A 15233-nucleotide genomic window follows, 5' to 3' on the forward strand; every position below is an offset into this window, starting at 1 on the left:
GTAGACCGGCGGGACGCCACGGGTCAGCGGCGCAGCAGATCGGCGTGCGCGGCGCGCAGCCGGGCCAGCGCCGCGTCGCCGGCCGGCGCGCGGCGGTCCAGTTCGGCCCACGCCTCGGCGAGCGCGTCGGCCAGCGCCCGCAACTCGGCGGCGTGCCGCCGGCTGGACTGCCGGTGCAGCTCCTCCAGGCGGCGGGCCCAGCCGGCGCTGATCGCGGCGACGCGTTCGGCGTCGGCGCGGGCCTGGGCGCCGGTGCGGGCGGCGGACGCGGGCACGATCGCGGCGACCGGCCGGGGGTCGCCGTCGCGGGTGACGACTGTGACGGTGTCGGTCAGCTCGGCCAGGGAGACGAGCTGGGTGAGCCGGGTGCGGACCTCGCGCAGCGGCAGGGCGCGCGGCTGGGGGGACCGGTCGGCCAGTGCGGGGACAGCCATGGACAGATGTTCACGTCCGGGTACGACAATTTCCCGGTCAGGCGGTCCACTCCGGCGCCAGCACGGACCAGACCTCCAGGTCGGCGCGGCCGTCGGGCGTCGGTGCGGCGCCGCGCATGACGCCGTCGCGGCTCATGCCGAGCCGCCGCGCGACGGCGATGCTGCGGTCGTTGCCGGCCTTCGTGACCCACTCGACGCGGTGGATGCCGCGCTCCCGTACCGCCCAGTCGATGACGAAGCGGGCGGCGCGGGTGACCAGGCCCTGCCCCTCGGCGCCGGGTTCCAGCCAGCAGCCGGCCTCGCACACCCCGCGTTCGGTGCTCAGCGACACGAACAGCACGCCGCCGACGAGCGTGCCGCGCTGCCAGATGCCCCAGATGCCGCCGTCGTCGCGGGCCCACCGGTCGGCGTACGCCTGGAGGACCTTGCGGGCCGACTCGGCGTCGGTGGCGACGAAGGACGCGCCGACCCAGGGCGAGATGTGGTCGCGGCAGCGGTCGAGGTTGGCCAGGAACTCGTCGGCGTGCCAGGGCGACAGTGGACGCAGCTCGGCGTCGTCGGTGAGGGCGTGGGCGAACATCAGGGGAAGCTAGCAGGACCGTCGCGCTTTTGTCGGTCGGTCCCTCTACGGTCTGCGCCGTGAACGCCGTCCAGACGTACCGATATCTTCAGCCGTCCGCGCTGCGCGCCGCCGGTCTCGACCTGCAGACCTGCGGCGGCCCGGCGGCCAACCCGCGCTTCTTCGCCGGTTTCCTCACCGCTCCCGCCGCGGCGGCGGCCGGGCTGCTCGCCGTCGCCGAGGTGGCCCGCACCCGCTACCACCAGCCGGTCAACCCGGCCAGTCTGGACCCGGTGGTGACCGGCAGCCGCGGCCGCCTGCGGTTCGAGTCGTTCTCCGGCTGCTGCGGGGTGTACGCGCGGATGGACGTGCTGCCGGCCGGGCTGGACGGGGAGATCAGCGGCCACGGCACCACGAACGTGGACGTGAACCCGCCGCTGCGGGAGGCGCTGGCCCGGGTGGACGGCATCGAGCCGCTGCACGTGGCGGTCGGCCCGGACGACCTGACCGTCTCCACCATGGACGGCTCGGTGGTCGAGCGGAAGGTGCCGCTGCCCGGCCGCTGGCTGCGCGGCTTCGCCGAGGTGCACGTGCTCACCGCCGGCTTCGAGCCGCGCGCCGAGATCGCGGCGGCGGAGGCGGCGGCGTTCCTGCGCCGGCTGCCCGCCGCCGGTGACCGGAGTGTGCTGTGGGCGGTGCCCGCCGGGCGTACGCTGCGGCTGACCTCCCGCCCGGTGCCGGGCGCTGTCTGCCTGGCCGGCGCGGGCCGGCTCGCGGCGCTGCGCGGCGTGCTGCGGCACGCGCGCACCCTGCGGGTGTACGGCCCGGCGGTGCGCGCCGGTTCCCCCGCCGTGCCGAGCACGTGGGAGCTGGACACCGGGGCGTTGCGGCTGTCGCTGACGCTGTCCCCCGAGCCGTACCGGGGTTTCTCCGGTGAGGGCGCTGCCCTGGCGGCGCTCGCCGGTGACGACGTGGTCGACGACGCGGAGCTGGTGGGCGCGCTGCTCAACTGGGATCCGGCGATCGACGTGGCCGCGCTGGCCGACGCCGCCGCGCTGCCCGACGAGCGGGTGCGTGCCGCGCTCGCCCAGCTGGGCACCGCCGGGCGGGTCGGGTACGACGTGGCGGACGGGGCGTACTTCCACCGGGTGATGCCCTACGACGCGGGCCGCGCGGAGCGGGACAACCCGCGGCTGGTCGGCGCGCGTGCGCTCGTCGAGCGCGGCGCCGTCGAGCGCGACGGCGAGAACGCGACGGTACGCACCGACGCCGAGACCTACCGGGTACGCCGGCACCCGGACGGCGCGTACTCCTGTTCCTGCCGCTGGTGGGCGCGGCACCGCGGGCAGCGGGGGCCGTGCAGGCACGCGCTGGCCGTGTCGATGGTCGCGGCGCCGGTGGGGGCGCTGTCGTGACCGGCTTCGTCGAGGCGGTGGTGCGCGGCAGGATGTCGCAGGTCCGGTCGGCCCTGGCCGGGTTGGACGAGCCGGCCCGGCGGGCACTCGGCGACGAGCTGGTCGCCGACGTGCGCCGCAGGCGGGACGCCTGGTGGTGGCAGGGCGAGGCGGCGACGCTGGCGGTCGCAGCGGTGGGGACGCTGAGCACCCCGACGAAGGTGGCCGCGCTGCTCGGCCGCCGCTCGGTCTGGCTGAACGGCGTCGACGCGGCACCGGTGGTCGACGTCGCCCGGGAACGCGGGGTGACCTGGCTGGCCGACGTGGCGTACAAGCTGGCCGACCGGCTCCCCCGGGACCGGATGGTCGCGGGCTGGCGGTTCGTCGCTGGCCTCCTGACGGCCGAGAAGGCTCCGCCGCCGACCGGGGACGACTTCGTGCGAGGCTGGGCCGCCGCGCAGGGCTGGCCGGACCCACGCGGGACGCGACCGCCGACCGTGGACCGGCTGCGCGCGGACCCGTTCCTCGACGCGCTGTTGCCGCGCCTGTTCGAGGTGGACGGGGTGGGCACCGAGCTGGCCCGCGGCGACGGTACGGGCACGGAGGCGGTGCCCCGGGCGCTGGTGGCGCTGGCGGCGGAGGGCCGGCTCGACCGGGCGGTCCTGCTCAACGGCGTCCTGGGCCGGCTGCTGCGCGGCGACCGGCCGGGCGCGCTGCGCCCGTTCCTGGTCCTGCACGACCTGCTGGCGCCGACCCCGGACGAGGTGGCGGTGCGGTCGAGCGCCTATCTGCGGCTGCTCGCCGACGGGCCGGGGCCGGTGGCCCGCGCCGCCCAGCGGACGCTGCGGCAGGCCGGTGACGTCGCCGAGCCCGAGGCGCTGTGGGAGGCCGCCCGGACGGTGCTGGCCCGGCCGGAGAAGGCGCTGGTCCGGGCGCAGGTGTCCTGGCTCGACCGGCTGGCCCGGCAGCACCCGGACCGGGCCCCGGAGATCGGTGCGGTGCTCGCCGTGGCGGCCGGCCATCCGGACGCCGGCCTGCGTGAGCGCGCGCTGACGCTGGCGCAGCGCCACGGTCACCGGCCGGTGGCCGTCGCCTCAGTGGCCGAGGCCCGCGACGACCTGCCGCCGCCGCTGCCGGCAGCGGCCGCGCCGCCGCCGATCCAGGACGTGGACGAACTGGTGGAGGAGGTCGCGGCGTCGCTCGGCCGACGCTGGCCCGCGCTGACGGCGGAACGCGTCATGGACGGGCTGGTCCGGCTCGGCACCGCCGACCGCGAACGGCTCGCGGCGGCGCTCCTGCCTGTGGTGCGCCGCGAGCGGGTCGGCGCGTACGACCATCCCTGGTCGGTGTTCAACCGCTCGGTCCAGATGCACGGGCTCCTGCTGGCCGTCTGCGGCGAGGCCGAGGCGGCGACCCGCCGCGACCAGTGGAGCACGCTGCTGGCCGAGTCCCGCCCGCGCGCGCCGCTCCCGTTCCGGGGTGGTCCGCCGGTTCCGGCCACACGCCGGCCCGCGCCCGTCCAGCTCGCCTGCACCCGGCTGGCCGAGATCGGGCAGCGGCTGGACGGCCGCGACGATCCGGGCCTGCTGTCCGCGCCGACCTCGGTCACCGGGGCGATCGAGCCGGTGGCACTCTACGAACGGCTGGCGGCGCTGGGTGACCGTCCGGTGTGGCGCTGGGATCTCGCGCAGGCTCTGCTGCGCCTGCCGGCCGGCGTCGACGGGCCGCTGGCCGAACGCGCCGCGGCGCTGCGCACGCCGGCTGGTGACGAGCTGGCCCGCTGGCTGCGCGGCGACGCCGTGCCGGCCCCCGCGCAGCAGGTGGTGACGGTGGGCCGGCGGGCGCGGTCGGCCGGGTACGACTGGGGCTACGACCAGTTGCCCGAGGGCCGGACGCTCGTCGCGCTCACCCCGCCGGACGGCGTCGAGGACCGGCTCGGCCTGCTCACCCTGACGCCCACGCCGATCGGCCGGTGGACCGACGGCTGGGGTGACGTCTGGCCGGCCGTCCTGCCCGGCCACCGGGGCGTGGTCGCCGCGCACCTGCTGCCCGAGGTGGCCGGCGCGGCGCAGGAGGACACCCTCGGGCACGCCGCCGCCCTGCCGGTGCTGGCCGAGTGCACGGGCGCGGGCGGACCGGCCCTCGATCTGGCGCTGGCCTACGGGTTGTGCGCCCGCCACGAGGCGGACCGGGTGGCCACGCTCGACGCGGTGCTGATCCTGGCCGCCGCCGGTGACCTGGACGCGCCGGCGACCGGCGGGCACCTCGGCGCGCTGGCGGCCGGCGGGCAGGTGACGCTGACCCGGGCGGTCACGCCGCTGCGCGACGCGGTGGCGGCGGGCGCCCCGCTGAGCGTGTGGCGGCTTCTCGCCGCGGCGTTGCCGCCGCTGCTCGGCGCGCCGACGCCGCCCCGGGGCACGCCGGACCTGCTGGCGCTGGCGGCGGACACGGCGACCGCGACGGGCGTGCGGATCGAGGTACCGGGGCTGGCCGACGTGGTGGCCCGGGGCGGCGGCAGCCGGCTCGTCGCCGAGGCCCGCCGGCTCACCGCCGCCCTGGCCGCCTGAGCCGGCACGTCGTCGCACGGGCTGGCGTCGTCGGGTGTCAACCGCCGGGCAGCGCCCACGGCCAAAGCCACGGCGGTCAGATGATCAGGTGGGTCCAGTACGTGAGCCAGACCGCGAACAACGCGCCCTGGAGCAGCGCCAGCGCGGCGGTGAGCCAGCTGTCGAGGCCGGGCCGCCGCGACCAGCGGGCCAGCACGAACGCGACCGGGAAGGCGGCGAGCAGATAGCGCAGCAGGCTCTTGTACACCGGCGGCCCCATCGACAGCGGCACCAGCACCATGACGAGCGTGTAGACCAGGTACGGCCAGTCGGCGCGGCGGCGCAGCCCGACGACCGCCACCGCCAGCGTCGCCACCGCGATCCAGACCCGCAGCGCGTCGGCCGAGTTGCCGCCGGTCAACGCGGACGCGGCCGTCGCGATCGGGTTCTGCAGCCGGATCCCCCAGCCGGTCTCCTGGGCGTGCTGGTAGGCGAACCAGTCGCCGCTCTGCCAGCGGCAGAAGGCCATGAACGTCAGCCAGCCCGCCGGGACCAGCAGCAGCGGCCAGCCCTGTCGCAGCAGCCGCGGCCACGCCCGGGGTCCGGCCCGCCAGCCGTGTTCACGCAGCAGCACCAGCGCCAGCGGCACCACCACGAGGAAGCCGACCGAGCGGCTCATCGCCAGGAAGTAGCCGACGACGCCGACGAGCAGCCAGCGGCTCCGCTCGGCGTACCAGAAGGCGGCCAGCGCGAGGCAGACGAACAGCGACTCGGTCAGCGCCGCCTGGAACAGGAACGCCGTCGGCAGGAGCAGCAGGTACCGGACCGCTCGCCGGCCGTCGGCCGCTCCCGCGCCGCCGAGCAGCCGGCCCCCCAGCCGGTACGCGTAGTAGAGCTGGAACACCAGCGCCACGTTGCTCACGAGCAGCAGCGCCCATGCGGTGTGCCCGCCGAGCAGCGGCGCGAGCGGCCGGGCCAGGAACGGGTACAGCAGCGGGAAGCCGAAGTCGGGCCAGGGCCGGTCCAGCGGCAGCCGGGCCAGGTGCTCGTAGAGGAACGAGTCCCAGGCGAACCAGAGCGAGAACCAACGGTGGGACGAGATCGCGTCCTGCTGGGCCCGCATCGCGGTCTCGTCGGCCGGCGGCGCGCCCGGCACTCCGCCCCAGGCGGTGAGCACCAGCACGCCGATCAGGCTGAGCACGAGCTTCGAACCGACGAAGACGGCGAGCACGAATCCCCACGGCTCGGGCAGCCGGCGGGCGACCGAGACTCCCCGCGACCACCACCGGGTACGCCCGGCGCACGCCCCGCCGCCGGGGTCGACCCGCCGTTCGTCCGCCATCGCGCTCCCACCGTCCGGCCCTCGGGCCGACTCGCCCGGCCGCAAAACCCGGTGCGCGTTCCCCGTCCGGACCGGTCCACACCCGGCGCAGCCGTCGCGGATCGGCGCTGATCGGCAGGTGAGGAAGCCGTCAGGGTGGGTATGCGCGCTGCCGCATCGGCAGGCGGGGGGCGCGTACGGCATGGGCGACGGCGACGGGACCGTGATCATCGGGGCGGGGCCGGCCGGGCTGACCGCCGCGTACGAGCTGCTGCGGCACGGCGAGCCGGTCCGGGTCTACGAGGCCGACGACGTGGTGGGCGGGATCAGCCGGACGGTGGAGCGCGACGGCTGGCGCTTCGACATCGGCGGGCACCGCTTCTTCACCAAGGTGTCCCGGGTCGAGGACTTCTGGCACGAGATCCTCCCCGACGAGGACTTCCTGCTCCGGCCACGGATGAGCCGGATCTACTACCGGGGCGCGCTGTTCGACTACCCGCTCAGCGCCGGCAACGCGCTGCGCAACCTCGGCCTGCTGGAGGCGGCGCGCTGTCTGGGCTCGTACGGCCGGGCCCGGCTGCGCCCGCCGAAGGACCAGTCGCACTTCGAGGGGTGGGTGTCGGCGCGGTTCGGCTGGCGGCTCTACTCGATCTTCTTCAAGACGTACACGGAGAAGGTCTGGGGGATGCCGGCGGACCGGTTGCAGGCCGACTGGGCCGCCCAGCGGATCAAGAACCTGTCGCTGGCCACGGCGATGCGCAACGCGCTGCTGCCCCGGCGCAACCGCACCGACGTGACCAGCCTGATCGAGGAGTTCCAGTACCCGAAGCACGGCCCCGGGATGATGTGGGAGCGCTGCGCCGAGGAGGTCGCCAAGCGCGGCGGCACCGTTCGTACCGGCGTCTGGGTGACCGAGGTGCAGCGGGATCCGGCCGCGCGGCGGGCCACCGCCGTGACGGTGGCCGACGCGGGCGGGGCGCGCACCGAGCCGGCTGCGCACGTGATCTCCTCGATGCCGATCTCCGCGCTGGTGCGGGCGATGCGCCCGGAGGCGCCGCCCGAGGTGCGGGCCGCCGCCGACGACCTGCGGTACCGGGACTTCCTGACCGTGGCGCTGGTGGTGCCGGAGGAGTTCTCGTTCCCGGACAACTGGATCTACGTGCACGACCCGGCGGCCCGGGTGGGCCGGATCCAGAACTTCGGCTCCTGGTCGCCGTACCTGGTGAAGGACGGGCGGACCTGCCTGGGGCTGGAGTACTTCGTGTTCGAGGGCGACGAGATGTGGCGGACGCCGGACGCCGAGCTGATCGCGTTCGCCACCGCCGAGCTGGAACGGCTGGGCCTGGTCAAGCCCGGGTGCGTGGAGGCGGGCTACGTGGTCCGGATGCCGAAGGCGTACCCGGTCTACGACGAGCGGTACCAGCGCAACGTCGACGTGATCCGGGACTGGCTCGCAGCGAACGTGCCGAACGTGCACCCGGTCGGCCGCAACGGCATGCACCGGTACAACAACGCCGACCACTCCATGCTGACGGCGATGCTGACCGCGGAGAACATCGCGCACGGCGCGGAGCACGACGTCTGGACCGTCAACGTCGAGCAGGACTACCACGAGCAGCGCAGCCCGTCGCGGCACGGCACCGGCCGGGACGCGCCGGTCGTCCCGGCCCGGCGGTGAGGCCCCGGGCGTGAGGTGGTCGTGACGGGCGGCGTTGTGCCGGTCACCTAGCGTGGACCGGGAGCGGCACCCTTCCGGCGTCGCCACCTCCGGGCCCTGCGAGGACTGATGACCTTCAGCATCGGCATCTTCGACCTCTTCACCTACCTCACCCCCGGGTCGCTCTACCTCACGCTGTCCGCCTACCTCGCGGTCCGGCAGGACTGGGTGCGGCTGGACGACCTGAGCCGGCAGCCCACGCCGCTGCTCCTGCTCCTGGCCCTGCTGCTCGCCTACGTGCTGGGCAACGCCACGTACGGCCTCGGTCGTGTCGTCGACCGGGCACTGCCGTTCTGGAACTGGGGCCGATTCGACGCCCGCCGGGTGTTCGCGGAGCAGGCCCTCGGCGCGGCCGGCTCGCGGATGCTCACCGCGCCCTGGGGGGTGCTGCTCGCAGCGGCCGAGTTGCACAACCGGGAGGTGGCCGCCGAGGCGACACGGATGCGGGCGATCGGGCTGATGATGCGGAACGCCACGGTGCCGCTGCTTCTCGGCGCGGTCCTGGCCGTTGTCGAAGCCGGTCGCGGGTTCGGCGGGACCGCGGCGGTCCTCGCCGGGCCGGCTCTGCTCGCCGTCGCGGGTGGCGCCGCCTGGCGGAGCGTCGTGCTGCGGTTCTGGGCCGAGTTGAAGACGTTGGAGATCTGCTTCGTCATCCCGGACATCGAGGACCGGCTCCGCGGTCCGGCCGGAACGGAACCGGCTGAAGGCCCCGGCGCGTGAGGGTGGTCATAACCGCTGGACGACCGCCGCGGCAGTGCTGCTAGCCTTCTGGGCAGGTCATGAGCGCCAGCGCGAAGCCCCGGCTCGCTGGCCGGCAACCCTCCTCCGCGGTGGGGTGCCCCGGGTGAAGACCAGGCACCGGCAGCCGCCGGTGCAAGCGTGGCCTGGCACCCAGGTCAGCAACAGACCAGGGAGACCGATGTCCGCACCACCCTCCACCCCATCCGGCGACGTCGCCGCGTACCCGGCCCGCTTCGCGCTGGTCAAGCGCCGCCATGTCCACCTGATGCGGGTGTGCAGCGACGCCTGTCGCCTCGCGCGCTGAGCGAACGCCACCCTCCTTTCCCCGATCCACCCTTCTCCGGCCCGGTGTCCGTCCGGCGGGCCGGCGCCGACGCGCACCCCGCGCGTCCATCCACTCTGGAGAGACATCGTGCGTTTCCGTACCGTCCTGACCCGTGCCGTCGCCGTCGGCGCGGCCGCCCTGCTCGCCGTCACCGCGCTCACCGCCTGCGGCAACGACGACACCACCGCGGCCGACAACCCGTACGGCCTGCTCCAGCCCGGCGTGATCCGCGCCGGCACGCTCACCGACGCCCCGCCGAACGTCTTCCTGAAGGACGGCAAGTTCACCGGCTTCGACAACGAGCTGCTGCGCGCCGTGGCCGCCAAGATCGACCTGAAGGTGGAGTTCGTCGGCACCGACTTCTCCGGCCTGCTCGCCCAGGTCAACAGCGGCAAGTTCGACGTGGGCAGCTCCTCGATCACGGTCACCGAGGCGCGGAAGAAGACAGTGGACTTCGGCAACGGCTACGACTTCGGCTACTTCGGCCTGGACGTGCCGGCCGGCTCACCGATCACCGGCTTCGACCAGCTCGCCGGCAAGCGCGTGGTGGTGGTCCAGGGCACCGTGCAGGACGACTACGCCACCAAGCAGAACCTCGATCCGGTGCGGGTGCCCGACTACAACAGCGCGATCAACCAGCTCAAGGCCGGTACCGCCGACGCCTGGATCGCCCCGGCCGAGATCGGCGACAAGTCCGCCGCCGACAGCAACGGCAAGATCAAGGTCGCGGCGAAGCAGCTCAGCCCCACCCCTACCGCGTACGCGGTGGCGAAGGGCGACGACAAGCTGCGCGAGGCGCTGAACAAGGGCCTCGACGAGGTCATCGCCGACGGCACGTGGAGCCGCCTGCAGGCCGAGTACTACCCGGGGCGGCCGGTCCCGGCCGACTTCAAGCCGGGCAGCGGGTCGGTGGCGGTGCCGTCGCCGTCGGCCGCCTCCTGAACCGGTAACCGAGCACGAGCGGGGCGGACGGAGCGGACATGGATCCACTGAGCACGCTGTGGGAGACGTTCTTCGACTGGGACTCGATGCGCGAGGCGCTGCCCGAGATGCTCACCGTCGGGCTGCCCAACACGCTCACCCTGGCGGTCTCCGCCGCCCTGCTCGGCTCGGTGCTGGGCATGCTGCTGGCCGTCGCCGGCATCTCGCGTACCCGATGGTTGCGGTGGCCGGCGCGGGTCTACACCGACGTGTTCCGCGGCCTGCCGGCCGCGGCGACCATCCTGCTCATCGGCGTGGGCCTGGCGCCGCTCGGCATGCAGGTGTGGGGCCCGAACCCCTATCCGCTCGGCGTGCTGGCGCTGTCCCTGATCGCCGCCGCCTACCTCGGTGAGATCTTCCGGGCGGGCATCCTGAGCGTCGAGGCCGCCCAGTTGGAGGGCGCGCGGGCGCTCGGCTTCTCGTGGGGTGAGGCGATGCGCCTGGTGATCATCCCGCAGGGAGTACGCCGGGTGCTGCCCGCCTGGGTCAACCAGCTCATCGCGCTGATCAAGGACTCCAGCCTGGTCTACTTCCTCGGCCTGCTGGCCAGCCAGCGGGAGCTGTTCCGGATCGGGCAGGACTACGCGGCGAACACCGGCAACCAGTCCGCGCTGCTGCTGGCCGGGTTGTTCTACCTGGTGCTGACCGTGCCGCTGACCCACGCGGTCAACTGGCTGGACCGGCGCCTGCGGCAGGGCCGCCCCGCCGCGCCGCCCGAGCCCGACACCGAGCCGGCCGACCTCACCCCGTCCGGGAAGGACCCGCGATGACCACCACGACCTCGGTCAGCCTGGCCGTCCGCGACGTGCACCTGGCCTTCGGCGCGCACCGGGTGCTGCGCGGCGCGGACCTCGACGTGGCCCGAGGCCGCGCGGCCTGCGTCATCGGCCCGTCCGGCTCCGGCAAGTCGACGCTGCTGCGCACCATCAACCGGCTGATCGAGCCGGACCGCGGTGACGTGCTGCTGGACGGGCGCAGCGTGCTGCGCGACGACCCGGACGCGCTGCGTCAGCGCATCGGCATGGTGTTCCAGCAGTTCAACCTGTTCCCGCACCTGAGCGTGCTGCGCAACATCACGCTGGCGCTGCGCAAGCTCAAGAAGCTGAGCGAGGACGAGGCGGTGGCGCTGGCCCGCGCCCAGCTCGACCTGGTCGGCCTGGCCGGCAAGGCGGACGCGCGGCCCGCGCAGCTCTCCGGCGGCCAGCAGCAGCGCGTCGCCATCGCACGGGCGCTCGCGCTGCGCCCGCAGGTGATGCTGTTCGACGAGGCGACCAGCGCGCTGGACCCGGAGCTGGTCAAGGGCGTACTGGCGGTGATGGCGGACCTGGCCGCCGCCGGGATGACGATGGTCGTGGTCACCCACGAGATGGGGTTCGCGCGCAGCGTCGCCGACACGGTGGCGTTCATGGACGCGGGCGTGGTGCTGGAGGCCGGGCCACCGGAGGCGGTGTTCGAGGCGCCGGAGCACCCGCGGCTGCGGCGCTTCCTGTCCCAGGTGCTCTGACGGACCTGCGGCCTCAGCCCTTCACCGCGCCGATCAGCACGCCCTTGACGAAGTGCCGCTGGATGAACGGGTAGACAGCGACGATCGGGGCGACCGTCAGCACCACCACCGCCATCTTGATCGCCTCGGTCGGCGGCATGGTCACCCCGCTGCTCGCGCCGGAGGTGTGCGGGGCCTGCCCGGCCAGCAGGTAGCTCTGGAGCACCCGCTGGATCGGGTACATGTCGTTACGGTCGATGAACAGCAGAGCGTCGAACCAGACGTTCCAGTAGCTGACCGCGTAGAACAGGCCGACCACGGCGATCACCGCGCGGGACAGCGGCAGCACGATGCGCGCGAGCGTACGGAAGTCGCTCGCGCCGTCGATGCGGGCGCTGTCCAGCAGCTCCGACGGGATGCCCTGGAAGAACCCGCGCACCACGACCAGGTTGAACACGCTGATCGCCGGCGGCAGGACCAGCGCCCAGATGGTGTCCTTCAGGCCCAGCCCGGTGACCACCAGGTAGCGCGGCACCAGCGGCGGATAGACCAGGAACGGGATCAGGAAGTACGCCAGCAGCCAGCGGTGGCCCAGCGAGCCCGGCCGGGACAGCCCGTACGCGGCGAGCACGGTGACCGTCAGCGCGATGGCGGTGCCGATCACGGTGACGAGCGTGCTGATCCACAGCGCCCGGGTGACCGCGCCACCGGCGAAGATCGTCTCGTACGCGGACGTGTCGATCCCCCGGGGCACGACCACCAGGCCGCCGGCCCGGGCGATGGTCTCCCGGGAGGAGAGGCTGGTCACCAGGATCACCCAGAGCGGGAACAGCACGCCCGCCACCAGCAGTGTGAGCGCGACGGCCTTGAGCCCCTGGCCGACCGGGGTGGGCGGTTCCTGCCACACCGGCCGGCGGGATCGGGTGCCGGACGCCCGGCGGATGAGCGTGGTCATGACTTCGAGTAGATCCCTCGTTCGCCGAGCATGTGCGCCACGCGGTTCGCGGCCAGGATCAGCACCAGCCCGATGACGGCCTTGAACAGTCCGGCCGCCGCGCCGTAGCCGTAGTTCCCGGTGGCGATGGAGAAGTGGTAGACGAAGGTGTCGAGCACCTCGGCGGCCTGCCGGCCGACGGCGTCGCGTTGCAGCAGGAACTGCTCGAAGCCGACCGAGAGCGCGTCGCCCAGGCGCAGGATGAGCAGCAGCACGATCACCGGGCGCAGACCGGGCAGCGTGATGTGCCACAGCCGCCGCCACCGGCCGGCGCCGTCCGCGGCGGCGGCCTCGTAGAGGTTCTGGTCGATGGTGGACAGCGCGGCGAGGAAGACGATGGTGCCCCAGCCGACGTCCTTCCACACCGCCTCGACGGTGACCAGGACGATGAACGTGTCCGGGTTGGTCATCACGTTCCACGGTTGCAGCCCGGCCTCGCGCATGCTCTGGGCGAGCAGCCCGGCACCGCCGAGCATCGCGACGAAGAACGTCACCACCAGCACCCAGCTGAAGAAGTGCGGCAGGTAGACGATCGTCTGGATCAGGCCGCGCAGCCGGCTGGACATCAGGTTGTGCAGCGCGATGGCCAGCAGGATCGGCAGCGGGAAGAAGAAGACGAGCTGGAACGCGGTGATCGCCAGCGTGTTGCGGAACGCGTCCCAGAACGCCGGGTCGTCGAACAGCAGCTGGAACTGCCCGAAGCCGATCCAGTCGCTGTGCAGGAACGCCTGCCACGGGTTGTCGCCCAGGTAGGGGTTGTAGTCCTGGAACGCGATCACGTTGCCGGCGATCGGCAGGTAACTGAAGATCAGCAGGACGAGGAAGCCGGGCGCCACCATGGCGAGCAGTTGCCAGTCCCGGCGCAGCCGGGTGCGCAGCGGCACCCGGCGGCGGGACTGGCGACGTCGGGGCGGGCGGCCCGGTGGGGCCGGCGCGTCCGGCCGGGCCCGTTCGGGCCCGGCCAGGACGGCCGGCTCGTTCACCGGCCCTCCTTGGGCAGCGAGTCGGCGAGCAGTTTGCGGGCCTCCTGGCCGCCGTTCGCCTTCCACTCCGCGACGATGGCGTCCACGTCGCTCAGCGGTCGGCGGCCGCGCAGCACGTCGGTGAACTTGTCCTCGGTGGGCACCTGGTTGGCCTTGTAGGCCGCGGGCATCTCCAGCTTCACCCCGGCCCAGGGGTTGGGCTCCATGTGCTTGACCATCTCGTTGGAGTACGCGAGCACGTCCGGCACGAAGCGCGGGGTGTCCGGGAACGGCCCGATGGTGGGGTTGCGGCCGCTGATGAAGAAGTACTGGTTGGCGATCTCCTTGAACGCCAGGTCGGTCTTGACGGGACCGTTCGGCGACGGGGTGTGGTGTTTGCCCGCGACGCCGAAGTCCCGCAGCTGGGCCTCCTGGCTGCCCAGCGGCGCGGAGCACCAGTTGATGATCCGCAGCAGTTCCTGGACCCGGTCCTTGCCGAGGCCCTTCTTGACGAAGGTGTAGGAGATCGGCTCGTCGTCGCCCCAGACCAGCGGGTCGCCGCCGGTGGCGGAGAAGATCGGCACCGGCTGGATGTTCAGCCTGGGGTTGGTCTTCTGGTGCTCGGCCTGGGCGCCCTGCCAGAATCCGACGCCGTCCTGGTGGAACACGATCGCGCCGTTCTTGGCGAACAGCTGCTTGGCGTCCGCGCCCTTGCTGGCCACGATGTCCGGGTGGACCAGGCCGTCCGCGTAGATCTTGGCCATGACCTCCAGTGCGCGGCGGAACTCCGGGGTCTCGTACTTGAACTCGGGGGTGCCGTCGGGCTTGACCCGCCACCCGCCCTTGTGGCCCGGCACCTTGTGGAACATCTGGATCATGGCGAAGACGTCGTTGAACGCCCACACCTTGCGCGCCGGGTCGGTGACCTGCTTGGCCACGGCGAGCAGGTCGTCGAGGTTCGCCGGCACGGCCAGGCCGCGCGCGTCGAGCAGGTCCTTGCGGGTGAACAGCGCCCAGGGGAACGGCCCGTCCGTGGGGTTCGGCACGGACATGATCCGCTCGTTCCACACCGCGCGCCGCCAGGCCCCGGTGGGGAAGCTCGCCAGCATCGGGTACGCGCCGGCGGCGTCGCCCTTGAGGTGGTCGGTCAGGTCCTCGAAGAGCACCTTGATCGCCTCGGCGAAGCGCGGGATCTTCTCCACCTCCCACCCCGGCACGCACAGCAGGTCCGGTACGTCCCGCGCGCCGAGCATCGCGTTGAGCTTGTCGGCGTACGTGGCGCCGTCCTGGATGGTGAAGTTGACGGGCACGCCCAGCTCGGCGTTCACGGCCTGGAGGTAGGCGCTCTGCGCGACTCCGGGCGGCGCCGGCCCCCAGGCGGGGGTCATCGCGGTGACCTGCTTCCCGCTGGTGCCGGGCTTGTCGGTGATGGCGTCGACGAGGTTCGCCGGATAGCGGGTGTAGCCGTCGGGCACCGGACGGGTGCCCACGATGTCGGGCTTGACGGCGCCGGGCAGGTCCTTGCGGGTGGGCAGCAGGCCGGAGACGGCGTCGAGGTCCTGGGCGGTGCCGGAGCCGGCCGGCTTCTCCGAGCAGCCGGCGAGCAGTGGGCCGGTGGCGGTGGCGGCCACGCCGAGGCCGACCAGGCCGAGGAAGCGGCGGCGGGAGGAGCCCGGGTCGGGGTGGTGCGCGGTCATCGGTCCCCCTTCGGGAAGGGAAGCGCAGTGGATTAGTTCGTATGGATGGTCAACAAACTAATCACGTCGATGAGCTTGC

General features: G+C 73.5%; 14 protein-coding genes and 1 riboswitch. Of the genes, 8 read left to right on the forward strand and 6 right to left on the reverse strand.

The features are described 5' to 3' along the window. Positions 1-23: 23 nt before the first annotated feature. Together ABD52_RS00540 and ABD52_RS00545 are read right to left on the reverse strand one after the other, a co-directional pair. Positions 24-434: a hypothetical protein gene (locus ABD52_RS00540; protein ID WP_047890419.1), complete on the reverse strand. Its 411-nt coding sequence runs from the start codon at positions 432-434 to the stop codon at positions 24-26. A gap of 37 nt (positions 435-471) precedes the next feature. Next, positions 472-1014: a GNAT family N-acetyltransferase gene (locus ABD52_RS00545; protein WP_013286746.1), complete on the reverse strand. Its 543-nt coding sequence runs from the start codon at positions 1012-1014 to the stop codon at positions 472-474. Positions 1015-1073: 59 nt separating this feature from the next. On the opposite strand from ABD52_RS00545, the gene ABD52_RS00550 reads away from it, so the two are divergent. Both ABD52_RS00550 and ABD52_RS00555 read left to right on the forward strand, forming a co-directional pair. Continuing rightward, the gene (locus tag ABD52_RS00550; protein WP_047890418.1) at positions 1074-2408 is read left to right on the forward strand and encodes an SWIM zinc finger family protein; all 1335 of its coding nucleotides are present in this window, start codon (positions 1074-1076) and stop codon (positions 2406-2408) included. Beyond that, complete coding sequence (locus ABD52_RS00555; protein ID WP_047890434.1) at positions 2405-4954, forward strand: hypothetical protein; 2550 nt, start codon at positions 2405-2407, stop codon at positions 4952-4954. The genes ABD52_RS00550 and ABD52_RS00555 overlap by 4 nt, the downstream gene beginning before the upstream one ends. Before the next feature lie 76 nt (positions 4955-5030). Here ABD52_RS00555 and ABD52_RS00560 read toward each other — a convergent pair whose 3' ends face one another. Next, positions 5031-6275 carry a hypothetical protein gene (locus tag ABD52_RS00560; RefSeq protein WP_047890417.1) on the reverse strand — a complete coding sequence of 415 codons (1245 nt, stop codon included), beginning with the start codon at positions 6273-6275 and terminating at the stop codon, positions 5031-5033. Positions 6276-6456: 181 nt separating this feature from the next. Here ABD52_RS00560 and ABD52_RS00565 point away from each other — a divergent pair, with 181 nt between their 5' ends. From ABD52_RS00565 to ABD52_RS00585, 6 genes are all read left to right on the forward strand, one after another. Beyond that, the gene (locus ABD52_RS00565; protein WP_047890416.1) at positions 6457-7932 is read left to right on the forward strand and encodes an NAD(P)/FAD-dependent oxidoreductase; all 1476 of its coding nucleotides are present in this window, start codon (positions 6457-6459) and stop codon (positions 7930-7932) included. A gap of 108 nt (positions 7933-8040) precedes the next feature. Beyond that, a complete protein-coding gene (locus ABD52_RS00570) occupies positions 8041-8691 on the forward strand; it encodes a hypothetical protein (RefSeq protein WP_013286751.1) in 651 nt (216 codons plus the stop codon). Positions 8692-8746: 55 nt separating this feature from the next. Next, positions 8747-8857, forward strand: a riboswitch (SAM riboswitch). Positions 8858-8890: 33 nt separating this feature from the next. Then, positions 8891-9016: a hypothetical protein gene (locus tag ABD52_RS41350; RefSeq protein ID WP_255352827.1), complete on the forward strand. Its 126-nt coding sequence runs from the start codon at positions 8891-8893 to the stop codon at positions 9014-9016. Between the two features lie 108 nt (positions 9017-9124). Continuing rightward, positions 9125-9979, forward strand: coding sequence for an ABC transporter substrate-binding protein (locus ABD52_RS00575; protein ID WP_047890415.1), 855 nt, complete (start codon positions 9125-9127; stop codon positions 9977-9979). 38 nt (positions 9980-10017) lie between these two features. Further along, on the forward strand, positions 10018-10788 hold the full coding sequence (locus tag ABD52_RS00580; RefSeq protein ID WP_013286754.1) for an amino acid ABC transporter permease: 771 nt from the start codon (positions 10018-10020) through the stop codon (positions 10786-10788). Beyond that, the gene (locus tag ABD52_RS00585; protein ID WP_013476488.1) at positions 10785-11522 is read left to right on the forward strand and encodes an amino acid ABC transporter ATP-binding protein; all 738 of its coding nucleotides are present in this window, start codon (positions 10785-10787) and stop codon (positions 11520-11522) included. The genes ABD52_RS00580 and ABD52_RS00585 overlap by 4 nt, the downstream gene beginning before the upstream one ends. A gap of 13 nt (positions 11523-11535) precedes the next feature. Here the strand turns inward: ABD52_RS00585 and ABD52_RS00590 are convergent, their stop codons facing one another. The 3 genes from ABD52_RS00590 to ABD52_RS00600 are packed head-to-tail and all read right to left on the reverse strand — an operon-like array spanning position 11536 to position 15154. Beyond that, positions 11536-12456, reverse strand: coding sequence for a carbohydrate ABC transporter permease (locus ABD52_RS00590; protein WP_013286756.1), 921 nt, complete (start codon positions 12454-12456; stop codon positions 11536-11538). Then, positions 12453-13478 (reverse strand): sugar ABC transporter permease, encoded by a 1026-nt coding sequence (locus ABD52_RS00595; protein ID WP_047890413.1) that lies wholly within the window; start codon positions 13476-13478, stop codon positions 12453-12455. Before ABD52_RS00595 ends, ABD52_RS00590 begins: the two co-directional genes overlap by 4 nt. Further along, complete coding sequence (locus tag ABD52_RS00600) at positions 13475-15154, reverse strand: extracellular solute-binding protein (RefSeq protein WP_047890412.1); 1680 nt, start codon at positions 15152-15154, stop codon at positions 13475-13477. The genes ABD52_RS00595 and ABD52_RS00600 overlap by 4 nt, the downstream gene beginning before the upstream one ends. Between the last annotated feature and the right edge of the window lie 79 nt (positions 15155-15233).

The sequence above is a fragment of the Micromonospora sp. RV43 genome (assembly GCF_001029515.1).
In the GTDB taxonomy this organism is placed as follows: domain Bacteria; phylum Actinomycetota; class Actinomycetes; order Mycobacteriales; family Micromonosporaceae; genus Micromonospora; species Micromonospora aurantiaca.